A 21,021-nucleotide genomic window follows, 5' to 3' on the forward strand; every position below is an offset into this window, starting at 1 on the left:
GAATTTTTAAATGTGGATACAATACCGTCATTTGCTTTAAGCATATTGTGTATTGTACCAGTCAATATGAAGTCCCAGATTAAAAAAATCAAATGCGCTGACAGGCTGACCGTCTTTACGCTGAAATGCTATCCAGCTTTTTTCTGGGCCGCGTGTTATGGTAATATGATGGGTAATCCTGATTCCTATTCCGGATGAGTTATATTTCAAAGCATCAATGATCATTAGAATGATCGAATTTTGTAATTGGCATCTCATGGGTGCAAGTAAACAAAAAATTGAATTTGATTTTTGAGGGAAACCGTACTCATAAAATCTATTTAAACCTCGTTAAATCTATTGCAAATCATATGCTTCAAGAGCTAATTTTGATAACATGCAATTTTAGAATGTTCATATGCAAATAGGACTTATCCTTACCAGATGGGAAATCAAGAGGAAATAGAGAAAAAAATAATTGAGATTGTACATGCACAGCATCCGATTGACGGCGGAAACAATGGTGTTGATTTCGGCGCTTTCGAGCATGTTCTAAAACTGGACAGAAAAGAGAGAAATGAATTTCTGTTTCAGATGGCCAAAGAAAATAAAGATTTTCCAGAGCCTGAACGGTTTTAGGATAATATTGCCCAAATAAATCGGACCTTTTCATACATTCATATTTGGGAAAAAACTCCAATTTCAACCCCTGAGGCGACAAATGCATTGGTGAAGAAGATTATAGAATTCCCCAGCATTACCATGTATCGCATTCAATAGCTAATGGCTAGATTCTAAACAGCTGCTCAAGTTCATTTCTGTTATCCTCACCCCATCTGGCCGTCACCTCAATGACAGGTATCAGGCTCGCTCCTAACTTGGTGAGCTCAAATTCTACTTTTTGCGGAAGCTCGTCGTAAACTCTTTTGCTGATTAATTTATGCTCGATCAGTTGCCCTAGCTGTGCATCCAGTACGCGTCTGGAGGCATTGGGAATTTTCCGCTGGAGTTCACCCGGGCGTTTGATTCCTGAATGGATCGCCCAGAGTAGGTTTATTTTCCATTTTCCCTGAACCACCTGCAGGAAAAGATGTAAACCGCAATCTAAATTAACCGGAAGCTTTTTTTCGTACATAGCCACTATATTTTAAGAATCTGTAAATTGGGTATAGATAAATTTATCCGTAATTGACACGCTTAGCTTATGCCCTTAACTTTGCTGCAAAGTAAATATAAAAATATGGAACATAAGTTATTTGGATCAGGAACCGGGCTTTACGCCAGTGAAATAATATTGGGAGCTGCAAATTTTGGGACAAGAAAAGGTTATGGAACAGGTCCCGAAGAATCAGAAAAGATTTTAAAAGCGTACGCAGATGCAGGTGGTAATTTTATCGATATATCGGATGTATATCAATTTGGAGAGGCTGAAGAGATCGTCGGTAATTTTACGAAAGGTCAGCGGAGCAATTTTATCATCTGCTCAAAGTATACCAGAAGCAGTGAGCCCAGTCCTGCCATCAGCAATTTTGGAAATAACCGTAAATCCATGCGACAGGCTGTTGAACAGAGTCTGAAAAGGTTGAATACGGATTACATTGATATTTACATGCCCCATTATGATGACGGGGTAACTCCGCTGGAAGAAATAGCCATGGGGTTACAGGATCTGATCAGGGAAGGAAAAATATTGTATGCGGGACTGACAAATTTCCCGGCATGGAAAGCATCGGCCATGGCATCATCGACCAAACTTACCGCATTACAGATTGAATATAATTTATTGCAGCGTACAGCAGACCGTGAACTGATCCCTATGGCAAAGGAATTTGGTCTGGGGCTCATGATGTACTCGCCACTGGCTGGCGGACTGCTGACCGCCAAATATAGAAAGGGTGAATCTGGGCGCATCAGTCATTCTACTGATGCTGAATATTCAGAAGACGAGAAAACCAAACTGATCATCGATGAGCTCGTAGCAATTGCGGAAAAATACAGCGCTACGCCCGGGCAGATTGCATTTGCATGGACTTTATCAAAGCATGCGTTTCCTCTACTGGGTGCTCGAAAACTGGAACAATGTGAGCAGGGTATTAAATCCGCCGAAATCAATTTGACGGCTGAAGAAGTAACGAAGCTGGATGAATTAAGTGCCATTAGCCTCGGGTATCCGCACGATCTGCTGAATACTGTACGTGGTTAATTTAAAAGGCCTAAGGTAAGTAGTACTTTTTACCTTAGGCTTTTTTGGTCAGATTGAGCGTTATTGAATTTTACTAATCGATATTACGACTGCAGAAACCATGATATACTTCAAATTATTCGAATCTAACAATATTCATGTTGCAGGAACGTATAGAAGCGGTCATGCAAAAAGCCACCGAGCAGGTGGCTTTCAAATTAAAAATTTCAAAATTCCATGATTTTAATTGTCTTTCAAATTTTCATTCTCTAAGGAAAGTCCTATAAATAGCCTAAAAATAACCTCACTTTTCTTATTCAGTTATTGATAGTAACTCTCTTTATTTCCATAACGTCCGGTAGCATGGAACAATTCCATTGTTCTCATGCTACCCGCAATCCCCAAGAAGTGTTTGGGTAATCTATCTTTATAAATTATTTTTTCTCGATAACAAAAGCTTTTAGCTCAGCTATCTTTCCATCCTCGAATCGCCAAAGATCACAATAATCAAAATGTTCATATTTTCCATCTTTATTTTTTAGTCGGATTTCTCCGGTTACCATCACAAAATCGCCATCTTCGATAGTTTTTTCCACGCTGAATACAGGAGGCTCATAATAGAATTCTTTCATATAAGCGCGTACTTCTTCTTTCCCATTAAGGGTACGCTCCCCAACAAATACCCATTTTGTTCCTGGAGTACAATAAGCTAAAAAACTTTCATAGTCGCCCTCTAAAACAAATTCATTGGCATTGTGTAAGATTGTTGCATTTTTCATTTTTTTCTGTTGTTTTAAGTGATCATTTTTTGCCTGTGCACTTATATTGCATGCTACAAGCATTAATATGATGATGATTAATGATTTTCTCATATCAGAAGATTGTACTGAATCGATCCTAAGTTAACTTATACCGATCTCTTCAACTACATTGATTCCGAATCCTGATAAACGGCTGATAATATCATCCGATGAAACAATATTTTCAGGAAGATAAAGACCTCCCGCTTTCTGTACGGACTGCCCTTTTAGACCTAATATACTTTCTGCTATCAAATATATACCCACCGCAGTGAGATGGGAATTCCCTCTTGGCCCGGAAACTATCGTGCGAAGCTTAGTCCTTTCCCCGGACAATAAAGTTCCTTCAATCTCAATGTACAGATCATGCGATGCCCCCAACCCTTTGCTGCTGCCTATCGACTCCCCGACAATAAAATCAAATCGAATATTTGAAGCATCGGTAAAAGCTGCTATACTGGGAACATCCAAGGTACCCATTGGATAGCCCAAAGCTTGTGAATGATCATGCAGCGCGATCAATCTCGCATGATCTCTCGACTCTACTGATAGCCAGCTCCCATCCTGGCGAATAAGTGCCTTACCGACGAAACCTTTTACTTCTTCGGTAACCAATGGCCCAACAGGGTCTTTTGGATCATATAATCCTGCGGTCTCTACCTTGTTTACCCTGCTAAATCTGGCTGCCAGATGTTTGACTACAAGTGTCAACAGTCCCCCTTGCCAATGTCCGGCAAATACCATCGGCGCAGAGATCCTTTTATGTAAGCTTAGAAATACCATCGGAGAAATCTGATCGGCTAATTCACTTACAGATATACAAGAAATGCCATTTGTTAAAGCAGTTTCCCTCAAAACATTCCTGTGATCGTCTAATGCGGAAATGATAAGGTCAATTTTTCCGAAGTCGCTTAAATCAAAGCTTTCATCCAGATTAATATAGGCTGTTTCAGCATTTGCCAATTCCTTTATTAACATTTCACCACTTTGGGGATTTCGACCTGCAAGAATGAGCTGAGCAGTTCTATCTTCATTTCTGATCAGACGCGCTATGTTACTGCCTACTTGGCCGTAACCGCCAACAATTAAAATTCTTTTTTTGTTTGATTCCATAATGCAATATTAAATTAGGTCAAATGACCTATTGCAAATATAGGTCATTTGACCTAATTAAAAGTAATTTTTAATATTTTATTTTTAAATTTACCAGATGGACAAAAAAGAAGAGCGATTACATCAGATCTTATCGACGACGATCAATATACTTACCGAAAAAGGTGCCGAAAAACTTTCTATGAGAATGGTTGCTAAAAGTGCAAATATATCGCTAAGTAACCTTCAGTATTACTATAAGGATAAAGACCTCCTCTTCATCGCCACGGTTGAATTTTACTTTGAAAGCTGCAAGAAAGAACTTACCCATGCCATTAAGATGTTAACTGAAGGCAGCACCCCGGATAAAGATATTTTCCTGGAAAAAGTACTGAGTATGTTGCTGATCGATAGCAAATCAAGCCATCAAACTTTGATGTTCCAAGAAATATGGACTTTGGCTGCCAGAAACAAAGAGTTGCAAAAAGCTGTAGAAACATATTATAAGACATACTGTATTTGGATGATTGATCTGATCTCTAAATTTTGCAGTAAGCCGGATGAAATTGTAAGTTTCCTTATACCTTTTGTAGAAGGATATACCATTGTTCACAACGTTATTCCTCTTACCAAAGAAAAAGTCATTGAAATGATGCTAAAACTTATTTCAATAGTGGAAAGATAAATTAGGACGAGATAAAAAGTAACAAATATTCCTTTCTATATTTTTGCTTGGATAAATGCCAGAAAAAGGTTTCAAAAGAGGATGCGGAAAATATCGCTTCTCTACCTAACTTTAACTAAATCAAATTTTGACTGGTTATTTTTCCATGATTTTCTTTCTATGATTACGTCCCCAATTTGAAATCGTTAATGTCAATTCCCGCAAAGTTTGCCCATAATCTGTCAGCTCATAAACAACTGATAGCGGCTGGGTATTGGTGACCGTTCGGCTGATTAACTGATTAATCTCCATATCTTTCAATTCTCTGCTCAACATCTTACCAGAAATACCTTTTACTTCACGCAATAATTCAGAATAACGCATGGGCTGATAACATAAACAGGCTATTATGGATACTTTCCATCGTCCTCCGATAACATCCATGGCATCATGGATACACAATATATTGTAACTACATTCTTTAACAGGGTTGTCAATATTTTCTCCAGCAATATTTTCCATAATTCTACAATTTACTAAGATGGTTACCCAAATGTCACCATTACTTTTTGCTACAAAGTTACTAAAAGTCACCATCGGACTATACCTTTGTTAAAGAAAAAAAAGTTTTTACAAAATGGAATTATTACAAGATTTAAACTGGCGATACGCAGTTAAAAAGTATAGCACTGAAAAAGTGGATGAGCAAAAGATAGAATTAATCCTTAAAGCTATTAATTTAAGTGCATCCTCCTGCGGATTACAGCCTTATCGCTTATTTGTGATCTCAAATGAAGAATTAAAACTTAAATTGAAGGCAGATTCATTTAACGGACAGATTGCAGAATCTTCACATCTCTTGGTTTTTGCCGCTTATAATAAGATCACAACGCAAAACGTACAAGATTTAGTTTCTCTGACGGCCGAAGTAAAAAATGTATCAATTGAATCATTAGATGGATTATTTGTCTCCATTGATTCATTTTTTAGAAGTAGAACCGATGAGCAGAACAGACACTGGGCAGAGAAACAAACCTATATCGCATTAGGAACAGCACTTGTTGCTGCGGCTAACTTACGGGTTGATGCGACACCTATGGAAGGTTTTGATGCCGAGCTTTTCGACAAACTGTTAGGTCTTGACGAAAAAGGATTACACAGCACAGTTATTCTTTCTCTTGGATATCGTGATGAAGCAAACGATTATTTAGCGAACACGAAGAAAGTCAGAATACCGTTAGAGGAAATGGTACATACTCTAAACTAAGTTATCTCAAATAGAAAGAGATGTTTATTGAACCAACATCTCTTTTTATCTAGGAAACTTCTTCTTGGTATACTTTATATTTCTGTAATAGCTTTGGCACTAATGTACCTACATGCAAATAGTACCACTCCCATCCTATTCTTGTCAATAGCCTGTTTTCTCACTTTATACCAATGTAATGTCACTGATCATATTCCTCGCAAAACTGGACTTTCTTATGTGTGCGTTAATAATTGATAGATTGTCACCGGGTAGGCTTCTGTTTTATAAGGATAATTCAAAAAATATTTGCCTGTTTTACCCTGAAGGTAGATTTTACCGTATCCCTCGAGTCAAAAAAAATTAGCGGAAAACTAAAATCAGTAATAACTGTTTTAGTATTACTTTTCATAAAATAGGTTAATATAGTAGAAAGCCTTGGGTTCCCAGCCCAGGGCTTTTTCATTAATAAATTCATCAGAGTAATGTTTTACTTCTTCTGGATGACAATCCCGCCAAACCTTGCTTCCTGCACGATGAACTCTTTACCATCGATCAGGCAGAGGAATTCAGATTTAGAGTCATCTTCCCCCAGTACATTGCCGTGTATGTCTTTATAAACAATCTTCAGTCCGCCGGATAGGTCTGTATTGTAAAATTCAAGAAGCATTCGGTCCGGACTGTATTTATCTTTCGATGAACAGATACTGCAGATATATTTGGGGTAACGTGGATTATATTTCACTTCTTTTGTGCAGTTTGAACAGAACTGTTTGACCTCCCCTGCTTTTAAGTTCGGATGGATAAAAACTTTTTCCCAGGCATAGATTTTTTCATGTTGTTCGTAGCTGAGCTCTTTTTCTTTTTTTAGGCTGTTTAAAGTTTCGATCACTTTCCTGGAAAGCACAAAAGGCTGTAGAGATTCTTGCTGATGAATACTTAGAGCAGTGAACCAATTGGTGTCTGCCGTAATTTCTTTCCAGAAATCTTCGATATTTAAAAAGGTGCTAAGCTTTGCCGGAATACTTTCTGACTCTCTTTCATTTATACTGTATCTGAGGATTTCAAAATGCGTTCCAGTGTAGATCAGTTTATAGCGGAAAAGCTCATCTAAAAATGAAATAATCGGTTCATCTTTCTTTAGAATAGCTTTATGAATGGATTCAAGATCGGATAAGCTTAATTTTTCCGACTCTTTGCGCTGGGATTCCTTTTGCAATTTTAAAGTGGTATAATGTCTCTCAAGCAGATTCTCTCTCCTATCCGCTGTAAAAGCAAGGGATTCTCCTGAACTGATAAGCGTTTCCATCTTTGTATCGTAGAGCTTCTCAGCAAAAAAATCATTGTTTCTCAGTTTGTCATGGATCCTTTGGGAGATAAGCCGTAGTTTTCCATCAGGACTGTAGGATTCTTTGAGGCCATAGTCGAAGTATTCCTTATAATCATCGCTGGAAAGAATTTGGAGTGACTGTAGATTTATAAGATACTGCTTTACTTCACACTGTACGCCGGATTTTGAAGAATCCTCTTTGCCCTTGATGGTACTGACCACAAGAAGTCCTGACTCAAAGTCTATAAAAGTCTGCAGGATCTCCCAGCCTTTATCAGGGGAAAGCTCAAAATTACCGTGCTGGCATTTCCTAGGTCTGAAAAAACTGCTTTTTAGGATTTTCATGATCGTTTGTTTGTGCAAAAATAAAAAGAACTTTATTAGGACGTCCCCTTCGGGCGGGCTTTTCTTTACAATCTTTTCAGCATGAAAAGGATTTCCATTGCAATCCCTGACGCGGAAAACAGTTTTAGTACTGTTTTTGTTTCTTCCCGTCAACTTAAAAACCAGAAAATAATTTCTTCGAACCTTTTTTCTTTTCTTTTAGATAAATCCCATTTTTATTATATTTACTGCGCAACTGCGATCAATGTAATTGCATATAAGCTATTATGGAGAGTATTATACCTATTATTGACAGCAATGTCAACTTCACTCCCTTAGTTTTCTATCGAGATTTTCTAAAAAAATTGGCAAATTTTTATAGGGAAAATCCATCTGAAGAAATTGCATTCAGGCTATTCGGAAACGGGGACGACGATATTTACAACTCAAGCTACAGGATAGATCCTATAGCACTTCCTCTGCTATTGAGTATCTTGGAGCAGCTGAGTAAATTTCATAAAAATCCGTTAAGATTATTTTTAAACAATAACCATGCGACAAGTTCTGCCCTTGAATTTCTATACAGGGCAAATTTTTTTAAAACTGCGGGTGACAGGGATTATTACAACCAGTATGGAAACAGTATAATTAGCTATAAAGAAGAGTATCTCGGTTCTTTCAAAGGTAAGGAAATACGAAAAGATCACTTGATCAGGTCTTACAGAAAGGATGATTACTCAAATATTGATTTTCAGATTTACGATGACATTCTTCTACGTGATCAAATAAACTCACTTACTTCCTACTACGTTCAAGATCACTTTCGGGAACTACTATATGATAACCCAAATACCGTTGATTATCAAAACACTTACATCGACATACTATCCGAGCTGATCACGAACGGTGTAATGCATTCGGGATCGACAACATATGCGATGATGTTTGTTGACAAATTCCGGACGAAATTCGCAATTTCTGACAATGGAATCGGCCTAAAAAAATCACTTGAAGCTAAAATTACATTTCCCTTTTATTACAAAAAAGATGATTTTAAAAATTCCATTTCTCACAAAAAAACAGACTTTTCTTCCTATTATGTAGAAAACCTATTAGACATCTTTGAAGCTTTGTATTATTCCTCTCTTAAGGAAAGGGAAGGGATTCTTGATTTGATGCTAAATGTAGTCATTAACTCTAACGGTTACTTTAGACTTCACACTGAAAATTGCCAGATCATCATTTCAAATAGATTCAAATACATCTCAAAGCTTCATGAAATTAGACAACGGATATTAAATCTTCATAACATAAATGAAATATCTAACATGGAACAGTCTGATTTCAAAAATAGCATCAGTCAATACAAAAAACTGATTATGGAAGTTTTTGAGAATATGTTTAATACTGCAATAGACTACTATACTGAAGAGACAAAGTTTTCCTCCATCCGATTTTTTAATGTGAAATTTAAGGGGGTACATATTGAAGTTGAAATTCCTAACACGTAAATTATGATAATATCCAAATTAGACACTGGAAGTTTTATTTATTATAACTTACATGCTGAGGAAGTTATAACATCAAACTTTATAGAAGATATAAACTTAGGCATTTACTGCGATAGGCTCCAGTCAATCACAATGGAACGTGTAATTGCCGATATTAGAGCTAGTATTGCGGTAGGTTCCAATATTGCTTTTGATTTTAGAAAGTTAGAAGCAATCCAGTCCAATTTAAATACTTACTTTACAGAACTTAGAACAGAGGGATATAAAATTGTCTTTATAAATATTACCCGTGAGATAGTATTAGCATTGGGCTATGATTTTTTTAAACACCTAGATAATAGAGCGGCGGACATAACATTTTTTGATAAGATTACACTTGATCCGAGAATAAAAGAAGGCTATAAAAGATTCTATTTTTATGAAAGGGATAATAATTTTTATCCGGACGACTTTAAAATTGAGGATACTTTTAAAGAGTTCTTTAAAACTAGCTTAATTCCTTACTCCGATAAACATGAAGAACAACATACGTCTTCATTTGTTTATCTGACATCATATATAAACGTTAAGAAATTTATTTCGCACGAAAAATCACTATCTATGTATGCGATATATCTTCTTGCAGCCAATATACTGAAAGAATGGCGTAAAGACGGTCCCATTCCATTTTATTCAAAAGAAGATAAAGAAAAACAAGACACTCCAATATTAGTGTGCCAGAGCTTGAATAGCGCATACATTGTTTCGATTTTATCTAACTTACTTAAGCTAGATGTTTTGATTCTAGACAAAATAGGTCCTATCAATAAACTTTACAATTCTTTGGACAAAAACATCATTGAAAACAAAAATTATATTGTAGTATCAGATCTGGTCTGTCTAGGAACAGAGGTTAAGATCGTAAAAAATATTATACAATTTCTTGGTGGTTTTTACTTAGGTAATGTTTCTCTCATAAAAACTGAAACCCTTAAAAAAGCTCATATAAAACGTAAAGATGCGACACTGGCCATTTTTTCAATTGATAAAACAAATTACAAAGAATTAAACTACCAAATTAAAACTGATTTATCGGATGAATGATCTAATATTACATTTTTCAGATTTACATGTTTCTGACCAAAAGGGCGTTATTAGTAAGGCATATACAGACACATATCTTACTTTAGATGAAGACAAAAATGCAAATTATATAAACCACATCTTAGACAAAATAAAAGAATTATCTTTCAAAAAAAGGTTTTTAGTTATTACTGGAGATATATCCAATATTGCTGAAAGTAGAGAATTTGACGCAGCTGAGAAAATAATTCGTCTAATAATGGACGAACTCAATATAGATCCGAAACAGATACTTCTTATTCCTGGAGATCATGACATTCATAGGCATACCGTAACTGCCTATTATATTGAAGATAAGCATATCTCTGAAATTCAGAAAGTCAAATACAACAATTTTAACAAACTATATTACGCGATTAAAGGTGAGCACTTTGATTCCGAGCGACTTATATTTGACCATTTTATAGTTGACGAAATGGTATTCCTTGCAGTAAATACCAATTTTAATATAATGAATCAGGGAGGTACGGGATACCTTCCGACCGGACAATTTGAAACAGAACTTAAGAAATTCAAGGAAGCCTATCCAAGACATGAACTGATTCTTTGTCTTCATCACAATTTAGAAGGTGAGTATGAAGTATCCTGCCATGGACAATGGGATCCTGAAAACAAAAAAGATCTCGTGACAATATTTGAAAGGCATAATATTAAATGTATTCTAAATGGAAATGAACATACACCAAATTCCAAATATTTGGCAGGTCGTGAGGAAATAATTACCAGTGATGCAGGACCTATCTCTGCGAAAACTTCCATCAGTGCATCTTTTAAAATATACGAGATAGATCAGACCTTAGGTAGCTTGAATATGATAAATAGGGTGTTTGGACTTCATTCTGTAAAGGGACAGAGGGAAGGGAATTATGGAAATTGGATCGAAATTCCTGCAGATGGAATAAAAAATACTGATTTTAAAAACTTCTTGCTTCGTAAGCCTCCCGTTGCCTCGGAAGTTGGCCCAACAGATTTCTTACCAGATGATGAGCCAGATTCATTACCAGCTCTAAATGTTTCACCAAGTCAAAAAATCGCTAAACAGGACGTACAAGAAAGCGAGCAGTTGGTGGAAGAAATAAAAATCTTACATAGTCAAGCACAAACACCAAAGATTATTTATGAAGAATCTTTGGTGCAAAAAAAATTGTACAGCATCATTAAAGAAAAGAAATTATTTCATCAGGGACATTTTCATTGGAGCGAAACTTCGCGGGCACATAACTGGATCGATATTGCACGACTTCTTGAGAACAAAGAGGATTTATATTTTGCGCAAAATGCCATTATTGACGTTTTAGAAAAAATGAATCTTATTGAAGGAACAGACCTAATAATCGGCTTGGGGTATGAAGGCAATATGATCGCTAGCAAGACATCTATAAAACTTCCTGTACCGTACACTTATATGCCTTATTCTTATAGGTGGCTCGATCATAACAAATTTGAAAATGATCTTCATTACGATAATGAGGATAAGAAATACAAAAAAGTAATACTAATTACCGATGTTGTTAATGATGGCCGAACGATCAGAAGGCTTGTTGGTAGAGAAGACAGAAAGAAAGAATTCTTCGATAATGTCGAAAAAATAGTTGTTGTATCACTTTTTTATACTGGACATCAAGAACTAAATAACGATATTCTTAATTATAATAGTTTACCAGAGGATCTTAAGGATGGGGATGAAGAGGTGAATAATATAGAATTTTACACGGTGCAGCAACTTAAGATTGAAAAATGTCCTTATGGCGATGATTATAAAACCGAATGTTTCATCTTAAGAGACAATTTACATTGTGTCCACAAGTTCTACACGGAAGAGTAACTTATAGACTATGGACCATGATACGATTGCTCGGCTGATAGAAGCTGAGCCTGATACAAGAAAAAAGTTCGAGATATGGAGTAAGAACTATGATATATTAAGGTGTAATGGTAGGATTTTTACCAGAGATACAGACGGTAAAGAACTGAAAAGAATTTATTGCTGTTGTGAAAATTGTAAAAAAGATCCACAAAATGCTTTACATTCCAATCTTTTTCGTGAATTCTATAACCGAAGCTTTGACGAACTCCAAGACGAGCTTGAAAACCAAAAGGACTATGGTAAGAAACTAAAAATATGGGTCGATAGGTTTGGTATAGATTATTGTGTGATATACAGCGATCCAGAACGAAATAAGGAACTTTCGATTATTCCCCAATCCAATTCTCACCAGGAGATATCAACTTATAATAACATGCAGTATCGCCTTTGGAAAGATCATTACTTTGGGCCATTGGCAAAAGGAAGAGTTTCCGCAAGCGATCTTCAATCAAGAATAAAATCATATAATGATCAGTTGAGTAAATCCCCATTTGCGGATAAGATCCTGGAAGATACCAAAAAACAATTGTTGGAACAATATAGTACGAAAGCAAGTCCTTCCGTTAAAGTTTATTTTGATAATTTAATTCTTGGTAAACCCCTGGACTTTGAAGATAAGGTATTGGATGTTCCTGAACTAATTAACTATATAGAAGCCAACGAAGCATACCTTTTTTATTGCTACTTACATAAAGATAATATGATTCTAAAAGACGTTTTTTTGATTCATTCCGCAGATGTAATAGCGGAAACCGACAACGGAATGACCTGGGGCCAAATTGCGAAGTTTTTTACAATGAAAGCTGTAGCCAACAATGTTGATATTCCATATTCTGATAAAAATTTCATGAATCTCACTGATTCTCAAGGGAAGAAAATACCAAATAAAAGAGTAGCATTTGTTGCGAATCTAAGGGCATTTAATCCAGAGCAACAATTCCAGATTATAAACGAATTATGCGATACATATCCAGCTATTCCTGGAGTTATGGCTCTTAAACAACAACTTATTTTAGATTACAAGGAACTGCGCCAAAATTCCACTTTGGATGAAAATCGGGAAATGATTGAAGAAGTTAAGGGGCTTCTAAGCGACTATCCCCGCGCCGAAGCACCTTACAATTCCGCAATTGAAAAATTTGAAAAAGGAATCTATGAACGTAATGCGCTTGATGACCTACGCTTGAGCCTTGAATTACTGGTTAAAGAAATCCTGTCTAGTAATGCTTCGTTAGAGAATCAGCAGGCAGCTCTAAAAAGACACCTTGCCTCAAAAGGAGTTGTACCTGAAATGGCTAACATGATTTGGGCAACAATTGACAACATTACAAAATATCAGAACAGATATGTTAAACACGATGATAACGTAGGTAGAAAAGACAGTGAAATGCTATTTGACATGACAACTACAATACTAAAACAGATAATTAAGGCTTCATCCCACTAAAAATTTTCTTGGTTGAGGTGGATACTATCATTTAGGGTTCCATTTAAACGAACAATAAAACATTATGCTCCCCTCCTATACTGTTTATAATAAATGTTTTAGAGTGAACAACACAACGTAAGTGAGTCAGGAACTAGTTCCTGACTCAGTTGTTTTTAACTTGTCAATGTTCTTCTTCAGAAGGTTCTCCATACCTCAGAAACTGCTTTATGATGGTTTAAATATCTATACCCATCGTGGTTGGCCGGCCAGTTGTCATTGAAGTAAGTTTCAACCTGTTTAAAATTGGGATGCGATGCCAGGATATTCCTTCCTGCAAAAACAAGGTCTCTGTCATTATTCAGATTGTACCATTTCATAATGGGCAGCTGCACGATTGGAAACTTGATGTGTGCCCTTATAAGTTTGCTGCCGATCTGTGATCCTGCAGTGACCAGGGTAATGTTTTCAAACCCTGTCCTGTTTTCATCCTGTGAAAAAAAATCATAGCACAGCAATGACCCTAAACTATGGGCATAGATTATGTCAGGTCTATGGGATGAAATATGCTCCCGGAGCTCATCCCATAAAATTCTTTTTAGCTTTGCATCCTGCAGGTACTCCACCACCATATCAGGGTAGTCGTCCATCCAGTCCTTTATGGTCATCATCTTATTACTTCTCCTCTTAAAGAGAAAATCAAGAAAGGTCTTACCGATAAATTTCGCATAGTCAACCACACCGGCATCCTGATTATCAAAGTGGCTGTCAAACTTCATGAACCTGATATTTTCATCATTCCTGATATCAAGATGCTGTTTTAGTGCGTTACGCCAGTTTTCCGCCCAGCCGGGGATATTTTCCATGGTGAGGTCCTGTCCTCCTATTCCATGTATGCACAAGATTCTTGGTCTTTCCATATTTCAGTTGTTAGTTTATGACAAAGATTTGGATGATGCACTGATGCCTACACTGAGGATCAGGTGATTCGGGAGTCTGGTGATTTTTTTTCCATTGATCACAAGCTCTTTATCCTTAAGCTGTAGATCTTCGGTTGTCACTTTTTCCTTTTTACTGTTTCTTTCTTCGAAAATAACATAGATACCATCTCTAAGGAATGCTCCGCCCAATAAGGGGGCTATATCCAAGGAAGGCATTTCATTCCATATATGATCGTCTGCGTTTTTTCCGAACGCTTTGATTATTCCGTCAAAAAGCTTTGTTGCAAGATTTAAATAAGGGATGCCGTTCAATATATCCAGCGTTCTCATCTCCGGTACTGAATCGATCACTTTTTTTACTTTATCATAGTATACGTCCACGTCTTTATCTACTTCAAACAGATCAAATTTTAAATTAACAAAGTCAGTAAAGAGTACATTCTTAAAAATTCCTTTATGTAAAAATCCCGGCGCGTAATTTCCGTCCTTTACCTTAAAATCAATAGCAACGGTGACTTCATTTTTGCTTACAGCCGTTGAATTGGGATCTAATGTGTTGATGGAAACTTTGAAAAGCCCTTCTTTGGTGCCTCCTAGAAAATCCGGAAGGTGATCATTGTAAAATGCCAGCACATCTACTTTCAGTGCTTTGACTGCACTCTCAGGCACGGGAAGACTTCTCAGCTTTCCGCTGCTTGCGGGTATAATGGTATATTGTTTGCCCTGCTCCTGCCAGGAATCACCTCCAAGATCAAGAAAGGCAAGCTGTAGCGAACTCTGAGCCGATTTATCAAGATCCGATTCCACAAAAGATGGCGCGTTTACTGTTTCAAAATAGTTATTTATAGCATCCAGATAACCCTGTCCTATGTTTGGAGACTTTTTATCAGCTGTCGATTTGAGAATACTGCGACCTACCTCCACTGCAATTTTACCTACAACATAGTTTAGATCATTGACATCGACCGCTCCACCCTTGTGATGAAATCCTGCAACATGAAGCCATTCATGAAGCCAGTGTGCGGCCAGCGAAAGTGAATCGCCGGAGGTCAGCCAATAATCAAAAAAAAGTTTGTTTGTGTTGATCATAGGACTTGGAGGATACACAACCCCAACCACCCTGCGCTTTAGTTCCTCGACATTTATCGAAAGATTCACAATGCCGTCGGCTGTAGATTTCCATTCTTTCCCAGTCTGGATAACTTCGATCACTTTCTCATTACCGACTTCCTGCGCCCTTCCGTGCTCATCAAGTAGAACGCAATGAGAAAATTTGGCTGTACTTATCGCCGAAAGGAATTTTTTGTGGTTAATGATTTCTGCCAGTAGAGATACTGACTTTTCTGCAAATTCTGTTTGCTGTGCTGTAGACCCTGGATAGGTAAACTGATCCAGCGCAACGTTTGTTGTTAACTTACTCATAAATATGGCTATTAGCTTAATGGTTTACTAAATATAACATAATTATTGATCACATTTTTTATTTATGACATTAATTAATAATTATTTAATAGATTTCTACTGTCCTATTGGATAGCGTTTTAAGCTCAATGATTATAAGCCATATGCCTAGCGAATACATTTAGATTTTCAGGTACCCTAGGCTTTCGCTTTTAGCTATCTTCCAGAGAAATGTTCGGTTCATTCTGCCTGAATACCGGACTCCTTAACCGTTGAAAATAGCGGTCATGTTTTAGTGATTAACTATTTTTAGGATCAGGTATTGGGCAATAAAAACAATTTCCTCCTCATTTCTTTTACATCCGGCCAGACATTTCTTTTATATTCGCTCAGATAAGAATCGTTTAAAAATTTGGTAAGAGCTTCGCCATCGATAGTTTTGGATCGATCAATAAATTCTCTGAGAGTCAAAAGGACCTCTAATAGCTCTCTATTTGAAAAGATATTGACCAATAATTGTATCGAAATCAAATTATAATGTTGTGGCGCCACCTGCAGAACACCTATAAGCCTGTCAAAAGTACTACTGAAAGAAATCATGTCCCCCTGATAATAGAATTGATTTATTTTAAGAAAGAACTCTTCGGAAAGAAAATATTCCCCGGAGGGCGGACCTTCCTGCTCGTTAACAAGATCAGCCGCAAGTCCGGCAAGGTGGAGCAAACAGAACTGGTCAAGTTCTAAAAAAGCTAAATCTTTTGGCTGTTTCAAATATTTATACACCAGACCGCCATCAGAATTCGGATCAATGGTTTTGCCATGCTCAGCATCAATCGTCACAAAGTGCAATCGCGCAAGATCACTCATCAGAAAGCATACAATGACGTGTCCCGCTTCATGGATAGCAATATCATTAAATTCAGTAAATGGCATAAATTAATTTTTTAGAAAATTATTAGTTTAAAAGATGGGAAGTTAAAATATCCACTTGTCTTAAGTTTTGCTGTAAAAACGTTTTTCTGTTGCTATGGCGTCAACGGATATGTTTTAGCTGTAAAAGTGTTCTTAGGGCTTCCGAACATATTATGTAAACTTGTCCAGAATTGTGAGGGTTCGTATTCTTTTCTCCAGATTCTTCCTGTTCGTGTCGGAATCTTGTAAATCTTGGATCGCAGCAATATACAGGATTTTTTTGCCCTGCTGATACAGACATAACATAATCGTTTATCCTCTGCTAGAGCGCTTGGATTATCCAGATGCTTGTAAAATGGGAAATTTCCTTCTTCCATTCCCAGCATGATCACCGCTTCAAACTCAAGTCCTTTGGAACTGTGACGTGTTGTGATGGTTACCTGGTCCTCAGGAACGCCAAGATTCGCAAATCTTTTTATACTTGCATTTTTTAGGTTCAGAAACTCTGCTTCCCTTAACAGGTGGTCCAAATTCTGGTTTTCATTGGGATATATTTCCGAATCCTCAAGCGTCTCCTTAAGTCTCAACTTATCAATAACATAAGATAGCCACTGAAAACAATCACTTTTAGAGCAACCATTGTTTAGCACCTTGTAAAACTCTGTCTTCAGCCTGATTTCCTCCCAGTTTTTTCGGAAATCATTATGGGCTATTATGATCTTGTTTCTCCATACCCTAAATAAATCATCAAAGGACTGCGCATTTCTATCATGACTCCATAACGCGCAATCCTGAAGCCAAACCACAACCTCACTATTTTCAAAACTCCAGTTCACAATAAAAAATGGAATGTCCCGAGCTCGTAAATATTGAGCCATACTGTGAATATTGGGATTAGAATTGATAATTATACCGATTTCGTTTAAAGAAATATTTTTCTTTAACAGATTTGGGATAACTTTCTCCGCCACGATCCGAAATTGCGGTTCCAGTTCCTCATCGCAGCTGATAAATGTAAAATCAGCCACCTCTTCCTGCCGATTTCCTGAAATATACCGTGGATAAGGAGGTAGAGGTCCAAGAGCCTCTATTGAGGCATCGATAATATGCTGTGAACTCCTGTAATTAGAAACGAGTTCTATCTTTTTAATATGGTCACTTTCGGAGAGTTCCTCCAGAAAATCAGGATATCCTCCGTTGAACCCATAAATAGACTGATTGGTGTCCCCTACCGCATACAACCGGATATCCGCGTTGAAAACCAGTTCAAGCACCATTTCATGGAGTGCTTTTCCCAGATCCTGATATTCATCCACCAGGAGCCAGGGGAACTGACTCCGCAGGGTTTTTCTGACATACTCCTGTTCATTGACTATTTTCGCAGATAGGTTGATGATATTGATAAAATCGATATACTCGGTCTGCCCTATTTTCTTTTCATAAAGTTCTGCAGCCTTGGCAATCTGCGGTGTAGATCCCAAAAAAATGTTGCTCCGCCCCCTTAAGGTGAGTGATCTATGTTTGTTGATATCAGCGAGTGGCAAAGTTTTATGATCTGTAATTTTCAGTTCCTTTAACACAGAATGGTACAGACTGCTCTTTACATCATCGGGAAGTATCTTTATCGGAAATTTCACATTATACTGCGGATAAAGATGTGCAAATGGCTGGATCACATAAAGTAGGCTGAAACTATGTACTGTGCCTATAAAATCTTTACTGCTTGGTGTATAGCCATATTGCTTTAATCTTTTTCTGAGTTCCCTCACAGACTCACGGCTATAGCTTATGCAGGCCAGCCCCGCAGGTTTATGAATATAACTTTTGGCAAGTGTAACAGCTTTTAACGTCAAAATTCTGGTCTTGCCGCTTCCAGGCCCCGCAAGTATGACAGAATTGTTGTTGGAGCAATAGGCCTCATATTGCTTTTTATCCCTTTTTATCAGTTCAAGATCGTGAAAAAACAGACTATTCATAAGAATCCTTAATCTTTTTAATTATTTCTTCTATACAGTCCTGAACGTATTTGGGCACCAACTTCATCGTAAGCTCTGATGTCAGCCGCTGGGCAAAACGTCCTTTGCTGATTTCACTCTCGATCCTTGCTAACGCACCCCAAAAATCGCCGCTGTCCAGACGGTTTTCGAAATTCTCCTGCATTTTTTTGCCACCTGATTTCAGATCTCGGAAAATAGATTTGATGATGTCCAGCCCGGAGTCCCCGCAATTCTCCATCATGTCGACTTCCAGTGTGTAATATCCAACGAAGCACCCATAGTCATTTAATTCTAATTCATCAGAATTTTCCTTTGGCTGTATACCTAGATCATGTAGGATTTTATTGATATTATCGAGCCCTGCCCACCCGAATTCTTTACTTCCCTCCGTTTCCATTATGTGATTTACTCTTTTTCTCACTTTTACTCCTTCATCTTCAAATTCGTGCACCTCATAGTAATCTCCATCGGTACATACCACCCAGGGAATATCTAAAGCCTGAAGCAATTGAATGTAGGGCTTAAAGTTTGTGGAATTGATATTGCAGACCACAATCCCATAATTATCCAGCGGTTCATCCATCAGTTCTGCAGCCGCGGGAATGATATATTCCTCTGTAATGCCCTCCACAAGAATAATACCCTTACCAAAGTAGATTTCACCCCGTTTGGCATCAATGTAACGTTCAATATCATTTTTCTCCCCTTCACTCAAAGACAGTCTGTTTGTTGAATATGCCTTGCTATCAAAGTCTACTTTCCTTATATGAACAACATACTCAAGCGGAGTAATCGATGCAAGATGCGTCGAATGTGAAGTGAAAATGACCGAAGTGTTGCTGGTGTGTAGTACCTCCCTGTAGATCAGTCGCTGTAGTGTCGGATGCAGATGGGCTTCTGGCTCTTCGATAGCCAAAATGGTAAATGGCTGATGCCTATAGTTATGCTCATCCATAAACGCATACAAGAGGTCCGAATCTTCTTTTGCTATCTCATCTGTTAAAATATATTTATCCTGCTCGCTTCTATTGTAAAGTTTAGTTAAGATTTCACCGCCTTCATTAGTCAGTAGTTCATTAAACTGCTCTTCTTTAATAACAGGAATTACCGTTTTGTCTTTCAGCAAAAGCAGCATTAGCGAAATATAAAGTAAATTCGCAAGCCCTAAACTTAGTTCCGAAACTGGTCTTTCTTCAATTCCCATGTAGACCTGAAGGCTGTACAGTAGCTTTTCGGTATCCATGTCAAATGTTCTAAACGTAATTTCATTATCCGTCTGAAGCCCCGATAAATTAGCAAAACGACTGGTAAGGGCCTCCTTTATATGCACAATCTCGTCCAGTTCCAACAGACCCTCTGCAGCATCTTTCAGATCCCCTGCTATCTTCTCAAGATCTTCTTTTGAAATTTCATATTGCTTTACAAGCTTGTATAAAGGTGAGTTCCTATTGGATTTCAGTTCCCTTTCAACATCCCTTAAAGCTTTTATAACATAGATATTTATAAAGCTTCGATCTTCATGGGTAAACTTTTTGTCTTCCATATTACCTTTAAAAATCTGATATTGGTAATTAATGATCTTACCAAATTCATTTCTTTCGGGAGCAAACCGGTATGTGATTTTCAATGTTGGCGGATCGTCAGATATAACCGCATCTGCAAACTGCGCAACAAGCTTACTGTTGTGCTCATAATTGCGGATCTCTAAACTGATTTCTATTTCTGCCCCGTTCTCCATTGCATCTTCGATGCTTTCATGGAAATCATCCTCGCCCATCTGCCGGTCAGAATCGGAAAATTCCTTGTCCAAGATCAGCTGGATAGCCCTTAAAAAATTGGTCTTTCCAACATTGTTTTCTCCGATTATAACTTGCTTCTGATCCAGAAAAACATTTGCATCTAAGAAATTCCTGAAGTTTTTAATGTGTACTCTCGAGATATAAGGGTTTTTGTGCGTTAACATACAGTTAGATTATTAGTTTTGATTACATCACATTATTGATGCGATATGGCTACTGCAATTTAATAATAAATTAGGATTTTGCATAGATCCTCCCTACCCAGATCTTAAGGTGTTTCTACTTTTTATACCGAAAATCTGACCTGCGCTTCAAATAATTGCTTGGTGAACTTACTTCCACCTTCGTTTCATTTTTTCAATATTGATCTAACATTAAAAATTAAGGAAAAAGTTTAATAGAACAGATCAAAGCAAAGTAAAATCGCG

At 37.3% G+C, this 21,021-nt stretch carries 19 protein-coding genes; 8 read left to right on the top strand and 11 right to left on the bottom strand.

Annotation, left to right across the window (positions count from 1 at the left end; all coding sequences use genetic code 11):
• Nucleotides 1-36: 36 nt before the first annotated feature.
• Complete coding sequence (locus M2419_RS27120; protein WP_259256348.1) at nt 37-258, bottom strand: hypothetical protein; 222 nt, start codon at nt 256-258, stop codon at nt 37-39.
• 165 nt (nt 259-423) lie between these two features.
• On the opposite strand from M2419_RS27120, the gene M2419_RS27125 reads away from it, so the two are divergent.
• Nucleotides 424-618 (top strand): hypothetical protein, encoded by a 195-nt coding sequence (locus M2419_RS27125; protein WP_259256349.1) that lies wholly within the window; start codon nt 424-426, stop codon nt 616-618.
• Nucleotides 619-766: 148 nt separating this feature from the next.
• Here M2419_RS27125 and M2419_RS27130 read toward each other — a convergent pair whose 3' ends face one another.
• Nucleotides 767-1,114 (bottom strand): helix-turn-helix domain-containing protein, encoded by a 348-nt coding sequence (locus tag M2419_RS27130; protein WP_259256350.1) that lies wholly within the window; start codon nt 1,112-1,114, stop codon nt 767-769.
• 105 nt (nt 1,115-1,219) lie between these two features.
• Here M2419_RS27130 and M2419_RS27135 point away from each other — a divergent pair, with 105 nt between their 5' ends.
• The gene (locus tag M2419_RS27135; RefSeq protein ID WP_259256352.1) at nt 1,220-2,182 is read left to right on the top strand and encodes an aldo/keto reductase; all 963 of its coding nucleotides are present in this window, start codon (nt 1,220-1,222) and stop codon (nt 2,180-2,182) included.
• Nucleotides 2,183-2,595: 413 nt separating this feature from the next.
• Here the strand turns inward: M2419_RS27135 and M2419_RS27140 are convergent, their stop codons facing one another.
• Nucleotides 2,596-3,033, bottom strand: a complete 438-nt coding sequence (locus tag M2419_RS27140; protein ID WP_259256353.1) for a nuclear transport factor 2 family protein — start codon at nt 3,031-3,033, stop codon at nt 2,596-2,598.
• A gap of 30 nt (nt 3,034-3,063) precedes the next feature.
• Complete coding sequence (locus tag M2419_RS27145) at nt 3,064-4,074, bottom strand: hypothetical protein (RefSeq protein WP_259256354.1); 1,011 nt, start codon at nt 4,072-4,074, stop codon at nt 3,064-3,066.
• Nucleotides 4,075-4,171: 97 nt separating this feature from the next.
• On the opposite strand from M2419_RS27145, the gene M2419_RS27150 reads away from it, so the two are divergent.
• Entirely contained in the window at nt 4,172-4,738 is a 567-nt protein-coding gene (locus M2419_RS27150; RefSeq protein ID WP_139419373.1) for a TetR/AcrR family transcriptional regulator, read from the top strand.
• Between the two features lie 135 nt (nt 4,739-4,873).
• On the opposite strand, the gene M2419_RS27155 is transcribed toward M2419_RS27150, so the two are convergent.
• The gene (locus tag M2419_RS27155) at nt 4,874-5,239 is read right to left on the bottom strand and encodes a helix-turn-helix domain-containing protein (RefSeq protein WP_259256355.1); all 366 of its coding nucleotides are present in this window, start codon (nt 5,237-5,239) and stop codon (nt 4,874-4,876) included.
• 115 nt (nt 5,240-5,354) lie between these two features.
• Between M2419_RS27155 and M2419_RS27160 the strand changes: the two genes are divergently transcribed.
• Nucleotides 5,355-5,984 (top strand): NAD(P)H-dependent oxidoreductase, encoded by a 630-nt coding sequence (locus tag M2419_RS27160; RefSeq protein WP_259256356.1) that lies wholly within the window; start codon nt 5,355-5,357, stop codon nt 5,982-5,984.
• Between the two features lie 469 nt (nt 5,985-6,453).
• On the opposite strand, the gene M2419_RS27165 is transcribed toward M2419_RS27160, so the two are convergent.
• On the bottom strand, nt 6,454-7,638 hold the full coding sequence (locus M2419_RS27165) for a hypothetical protein (RefSeq protein WP_259256357.1): 1,185 nt from the start codon (nt 7,636-7,638) through the stop codon (nt 6,454-6,456).
• A 266-nt stretch (nt 7,639-7,904) separates the two neighbouring features.
• On the opposite strand from M2419_RS27165, the gene M2419_RS27170 reads away from it, so the two are divergent.
• From M2419_RS27170 to M2419_RS27185, 4 genes are read left to right on the top strand one after another with little or no spacing between them, the layout of a single operon-like run.
• Nucleotides 7,905-9,128, top strand: a complete 1,224-nt coding sequence (locus tag M2419_RS27170) for an ATP-binding protein (RefSeq protein WP_259256358.1) — start codon at nt 7,905-7,907, stop codon at nt 9,126-9,128.
• Between the two features lie 3 nt (nt 9,129-9,131).
• Nucleotides 9,132-10,211: a hypothetical protein gene (locus M2419_RS27175; RefSeq protein ID WP_259256359.1), complete on the top strand. Its 1,080-nt coding sequence runs from the start codon at nt 9,132-9,134 to the stop codon at nt 10,209-10,211.
• Nucleotides 10,204-12,075 carry a metallophosphoesterase gene (locus tag M2419_RS27180; RefSeq protein WP_259256362.1) on the top strand — a complete coding sequence of 624 codons (1,872 nt, stop codon included), beginning with the start codon at nt 10,204-10,206 and terminating at the stop codon, nt 12,073-12,075. The genes M2419_RS27175 and M2419_RS27180 overlap by 8 nt, the downstream gene beginning before the upstream one ends.
• Nucleotides 12,076-12,085: 10 nt before the next feature.
• A complete protein-coding gene (locus M2419_RS27185; protein ID WP_259256364.1) occupies nt 12,086-13,564 on the top strand; it encodes a hypothetical protein in 1,479 nt (492 codons plus the stop codon).
• Between the two features lie 176 nt (nt 13,565-13,740).
• Here M2419_RS27185 and M2419_RS27190 read toward each other — a convergent pair whose 3' ends face one another.
• From M2419_RS27190 to M2419_RS27210, 5 genes are all read right to left on the bottom strand, one after another.
• Nucleotides 13,741-14,463, bottom strand: coding sequence for a hypothetical protein (locus M2419_RS27190; protein ID WP_259256365.1), 723 nt, complete (start codon nt 14,461-14,463; stop codon nt 13,741-13,743).
• Between the two features lie 15 nt (nt 14,464-14,478).
• Nucleotides 14,479-15,906 (bottom strand): hypothetical protein, encoded by a 1,428-nt coding sequence (locus tag M2419_RS27195; protein ID WP_259256372.1) that lies wholly within the window; start codon nt 15,904-15,906, stop codon nt 14,479-14,481.
• 294 nt (nt 15,907-16,200) lie between these two features.
• The gene (locus tag M2419_RS27200) at nt 16,201-16,818 is read right to left on the bottom strand and encodes a hypothetical protein (RefSeq protein ID WP_259256373.1); all 618 of its coding nucleotides are present in this window, start codon (nt 16,816-16,818) and stop codon (nt 16,201-16,203) included.
• Nucleotides 16,819-16,910: 92 nt separating this feature from the next.
• A complete protein-coding gene (locus M2419_RS27205; RefSeq protein ID WP_259256374.1) occupies nt 16,911-18,773 on the bottom strand; it encodes a UvrD-helicase domain-containing protein in 1,863 nt (620 codons plus the stop codon).
• Entirely contained in the window at nt 18,766-20,757 is a 1,992-nt protein-coding gene (locus tag M2419_RS27210) for an ATP-dependent endonuclease (RefSeq protein WP_259256375.1), read from the bottom strand. The genes M2419_RS27205 and M2419_RS27210 overlap by 8 nt, the downstream gene beginning before the upstream one ends.
• Nucleotides 20,758-21,021: the final 264 nt, after the last annotated feature.

Source organism: Sphingobacterium sp. BIGb0116, assembly GCF_024808035.1.
GTDB classification, from domain to species: domain Bacteria; phylum Bacteroidota; class Bacteroidia; order Sphingobacteriales; family Sphingobacteriaceae; genus Sphingobacterium; species Sphingobacterium paramultivorum.

Excerpts from the sequence above, each read along its gene's own strand:
- M2419_RS27120 (WP_259256348.1), bottom strand. The coding sequence starts at position 258 with ATGAGATGCCAATTACAAAATTCGATCATTCTAATGATCATTGATGCT.
- M2419_RS27125 (WP_259256349.1), top strand. The coding sequence starts at position 424 with ATGGGAAATCAAGAGGAAATAGAGAAAAAAATAATTGAGATTGTACAT.
- M2419_RS27130 (WP_259256350.1), bottom strand. The coding sequence starts at position 1,114 with ATGTACGAAAAAAAGCTTCCGGTTAATTTAGATTGCGGTTTACATCTT.
- M2419_RS27135 (WP_259256352.1), top strand. The coding sequence starts at position 1,220 with ATGGAACATAAGTTATTTGGATCAGGAACCGGGCTTTACGCCAGTGAA.
- M2419_RS27140 (WP_259256353.1), bottom strand. The coding sequence starts at position 3,033 with ATGAGAAAATCATTAATCATCATCATATTAATGCTTGTAGCATGCAAT.
- M2419_RS27145 (WP_259256354.1), bottom strand. The coding sequence starts at position 4,074 with ATGGAATCAAACAAAAAAAGAATTTTAATTGTTGGCGGTTACGGCCAA.
- M2419_RS27150 (WP_139419373.1), top strand. The coding sequence starts at position 4,172 with ATGGACAAAAAAGAAGAGCGATTACATCAGATCTTATCGACGACGATC.
- M2419_RS27155 (WP_259256355.1), bottom strand. The coding sequence starts at position 5,239 with ATGGAAAATATTGCTGGAGAAAATATTGACAACCCTGTTAAAGAATGT.
- M2419_RS27160 (WP_259256356.1), top strand. The coding sequence starts at position 5,355 with ATGGAATTATTACAAGATTTAAACTGGCGATACGCAGTTAAAAAGTAT.
- M2419_RS27165 (WP_259256357.1), bottom strand. The coding sequence starts at position 7,638 with ATGAAAATCCTAAAAAGCAGTTTTTTCAGACCTAGGAAATGCCAGCAC.
- M2419_RS27170 (WP_259256358.1), top strand. The coding sequence starts at position 7,905 with ATGGAGAGTATTATACCTATTATTGACAGCAATGTCAACTTCACTCCC.
- M2419_RS27175 (WP_259256359.1), top strand. The coding sequence starts at position 9,132 with ATGATAATATCCAAATTAGACACTGGAAGTTTTATTTATTATAACTTA.
- M2419_RS27180 (WP_259256362.1), top strand. The coding sequence starts at position 10,204 with ATGAATGATCTAATATTACATTTTTCAGATTTACATGTTTCTGACCAA.
- M2419_RS27185 (WP_259256364.1), top strand. The coding sequence starts at position 12,086 with ATGGACCATGATACGATTGCTCGGCTGATAGAAGCTGAGCCTGATACA.
- M2419_RS27190 (WP_259256365.1), bottom strand. The coding sequence starts at position 14,463 with ATGGAAAGACCAAGAATCTTGTGCATACATGGAATAGGAGGACAGGAC.
- M2419_RS27195 (WP_259256372.1), bottom strand. The coding sequence starts at position 15,906 with ATGAGTAAGTTAACAACAAACGTTGCGCTGGATCAGTTTACCTATCCA.
- M2419_RS27200 (WP_259256373.1), bottom strand. The coding sequence starts at position 16,818 with ATGCCATTTACTGAATTTAATGATATTGCTATCCATGAAGCGGGACAC.
- M2419_RS27205 (WP_259256374.1), bottom strand. The coding sequence starts at position 18,773 with ATGAATAGTCTGTTTTTTCACGATCTTGAACTGATAAAAAGGGATAAA.
- M2419_RS27210 (WP_259256375.1), bottom strand. The coding sequence starts at position 20,757 with ATGTTAACGCACAAAAACCCTTATATCTCGAGAGTACACATTAAAAAC.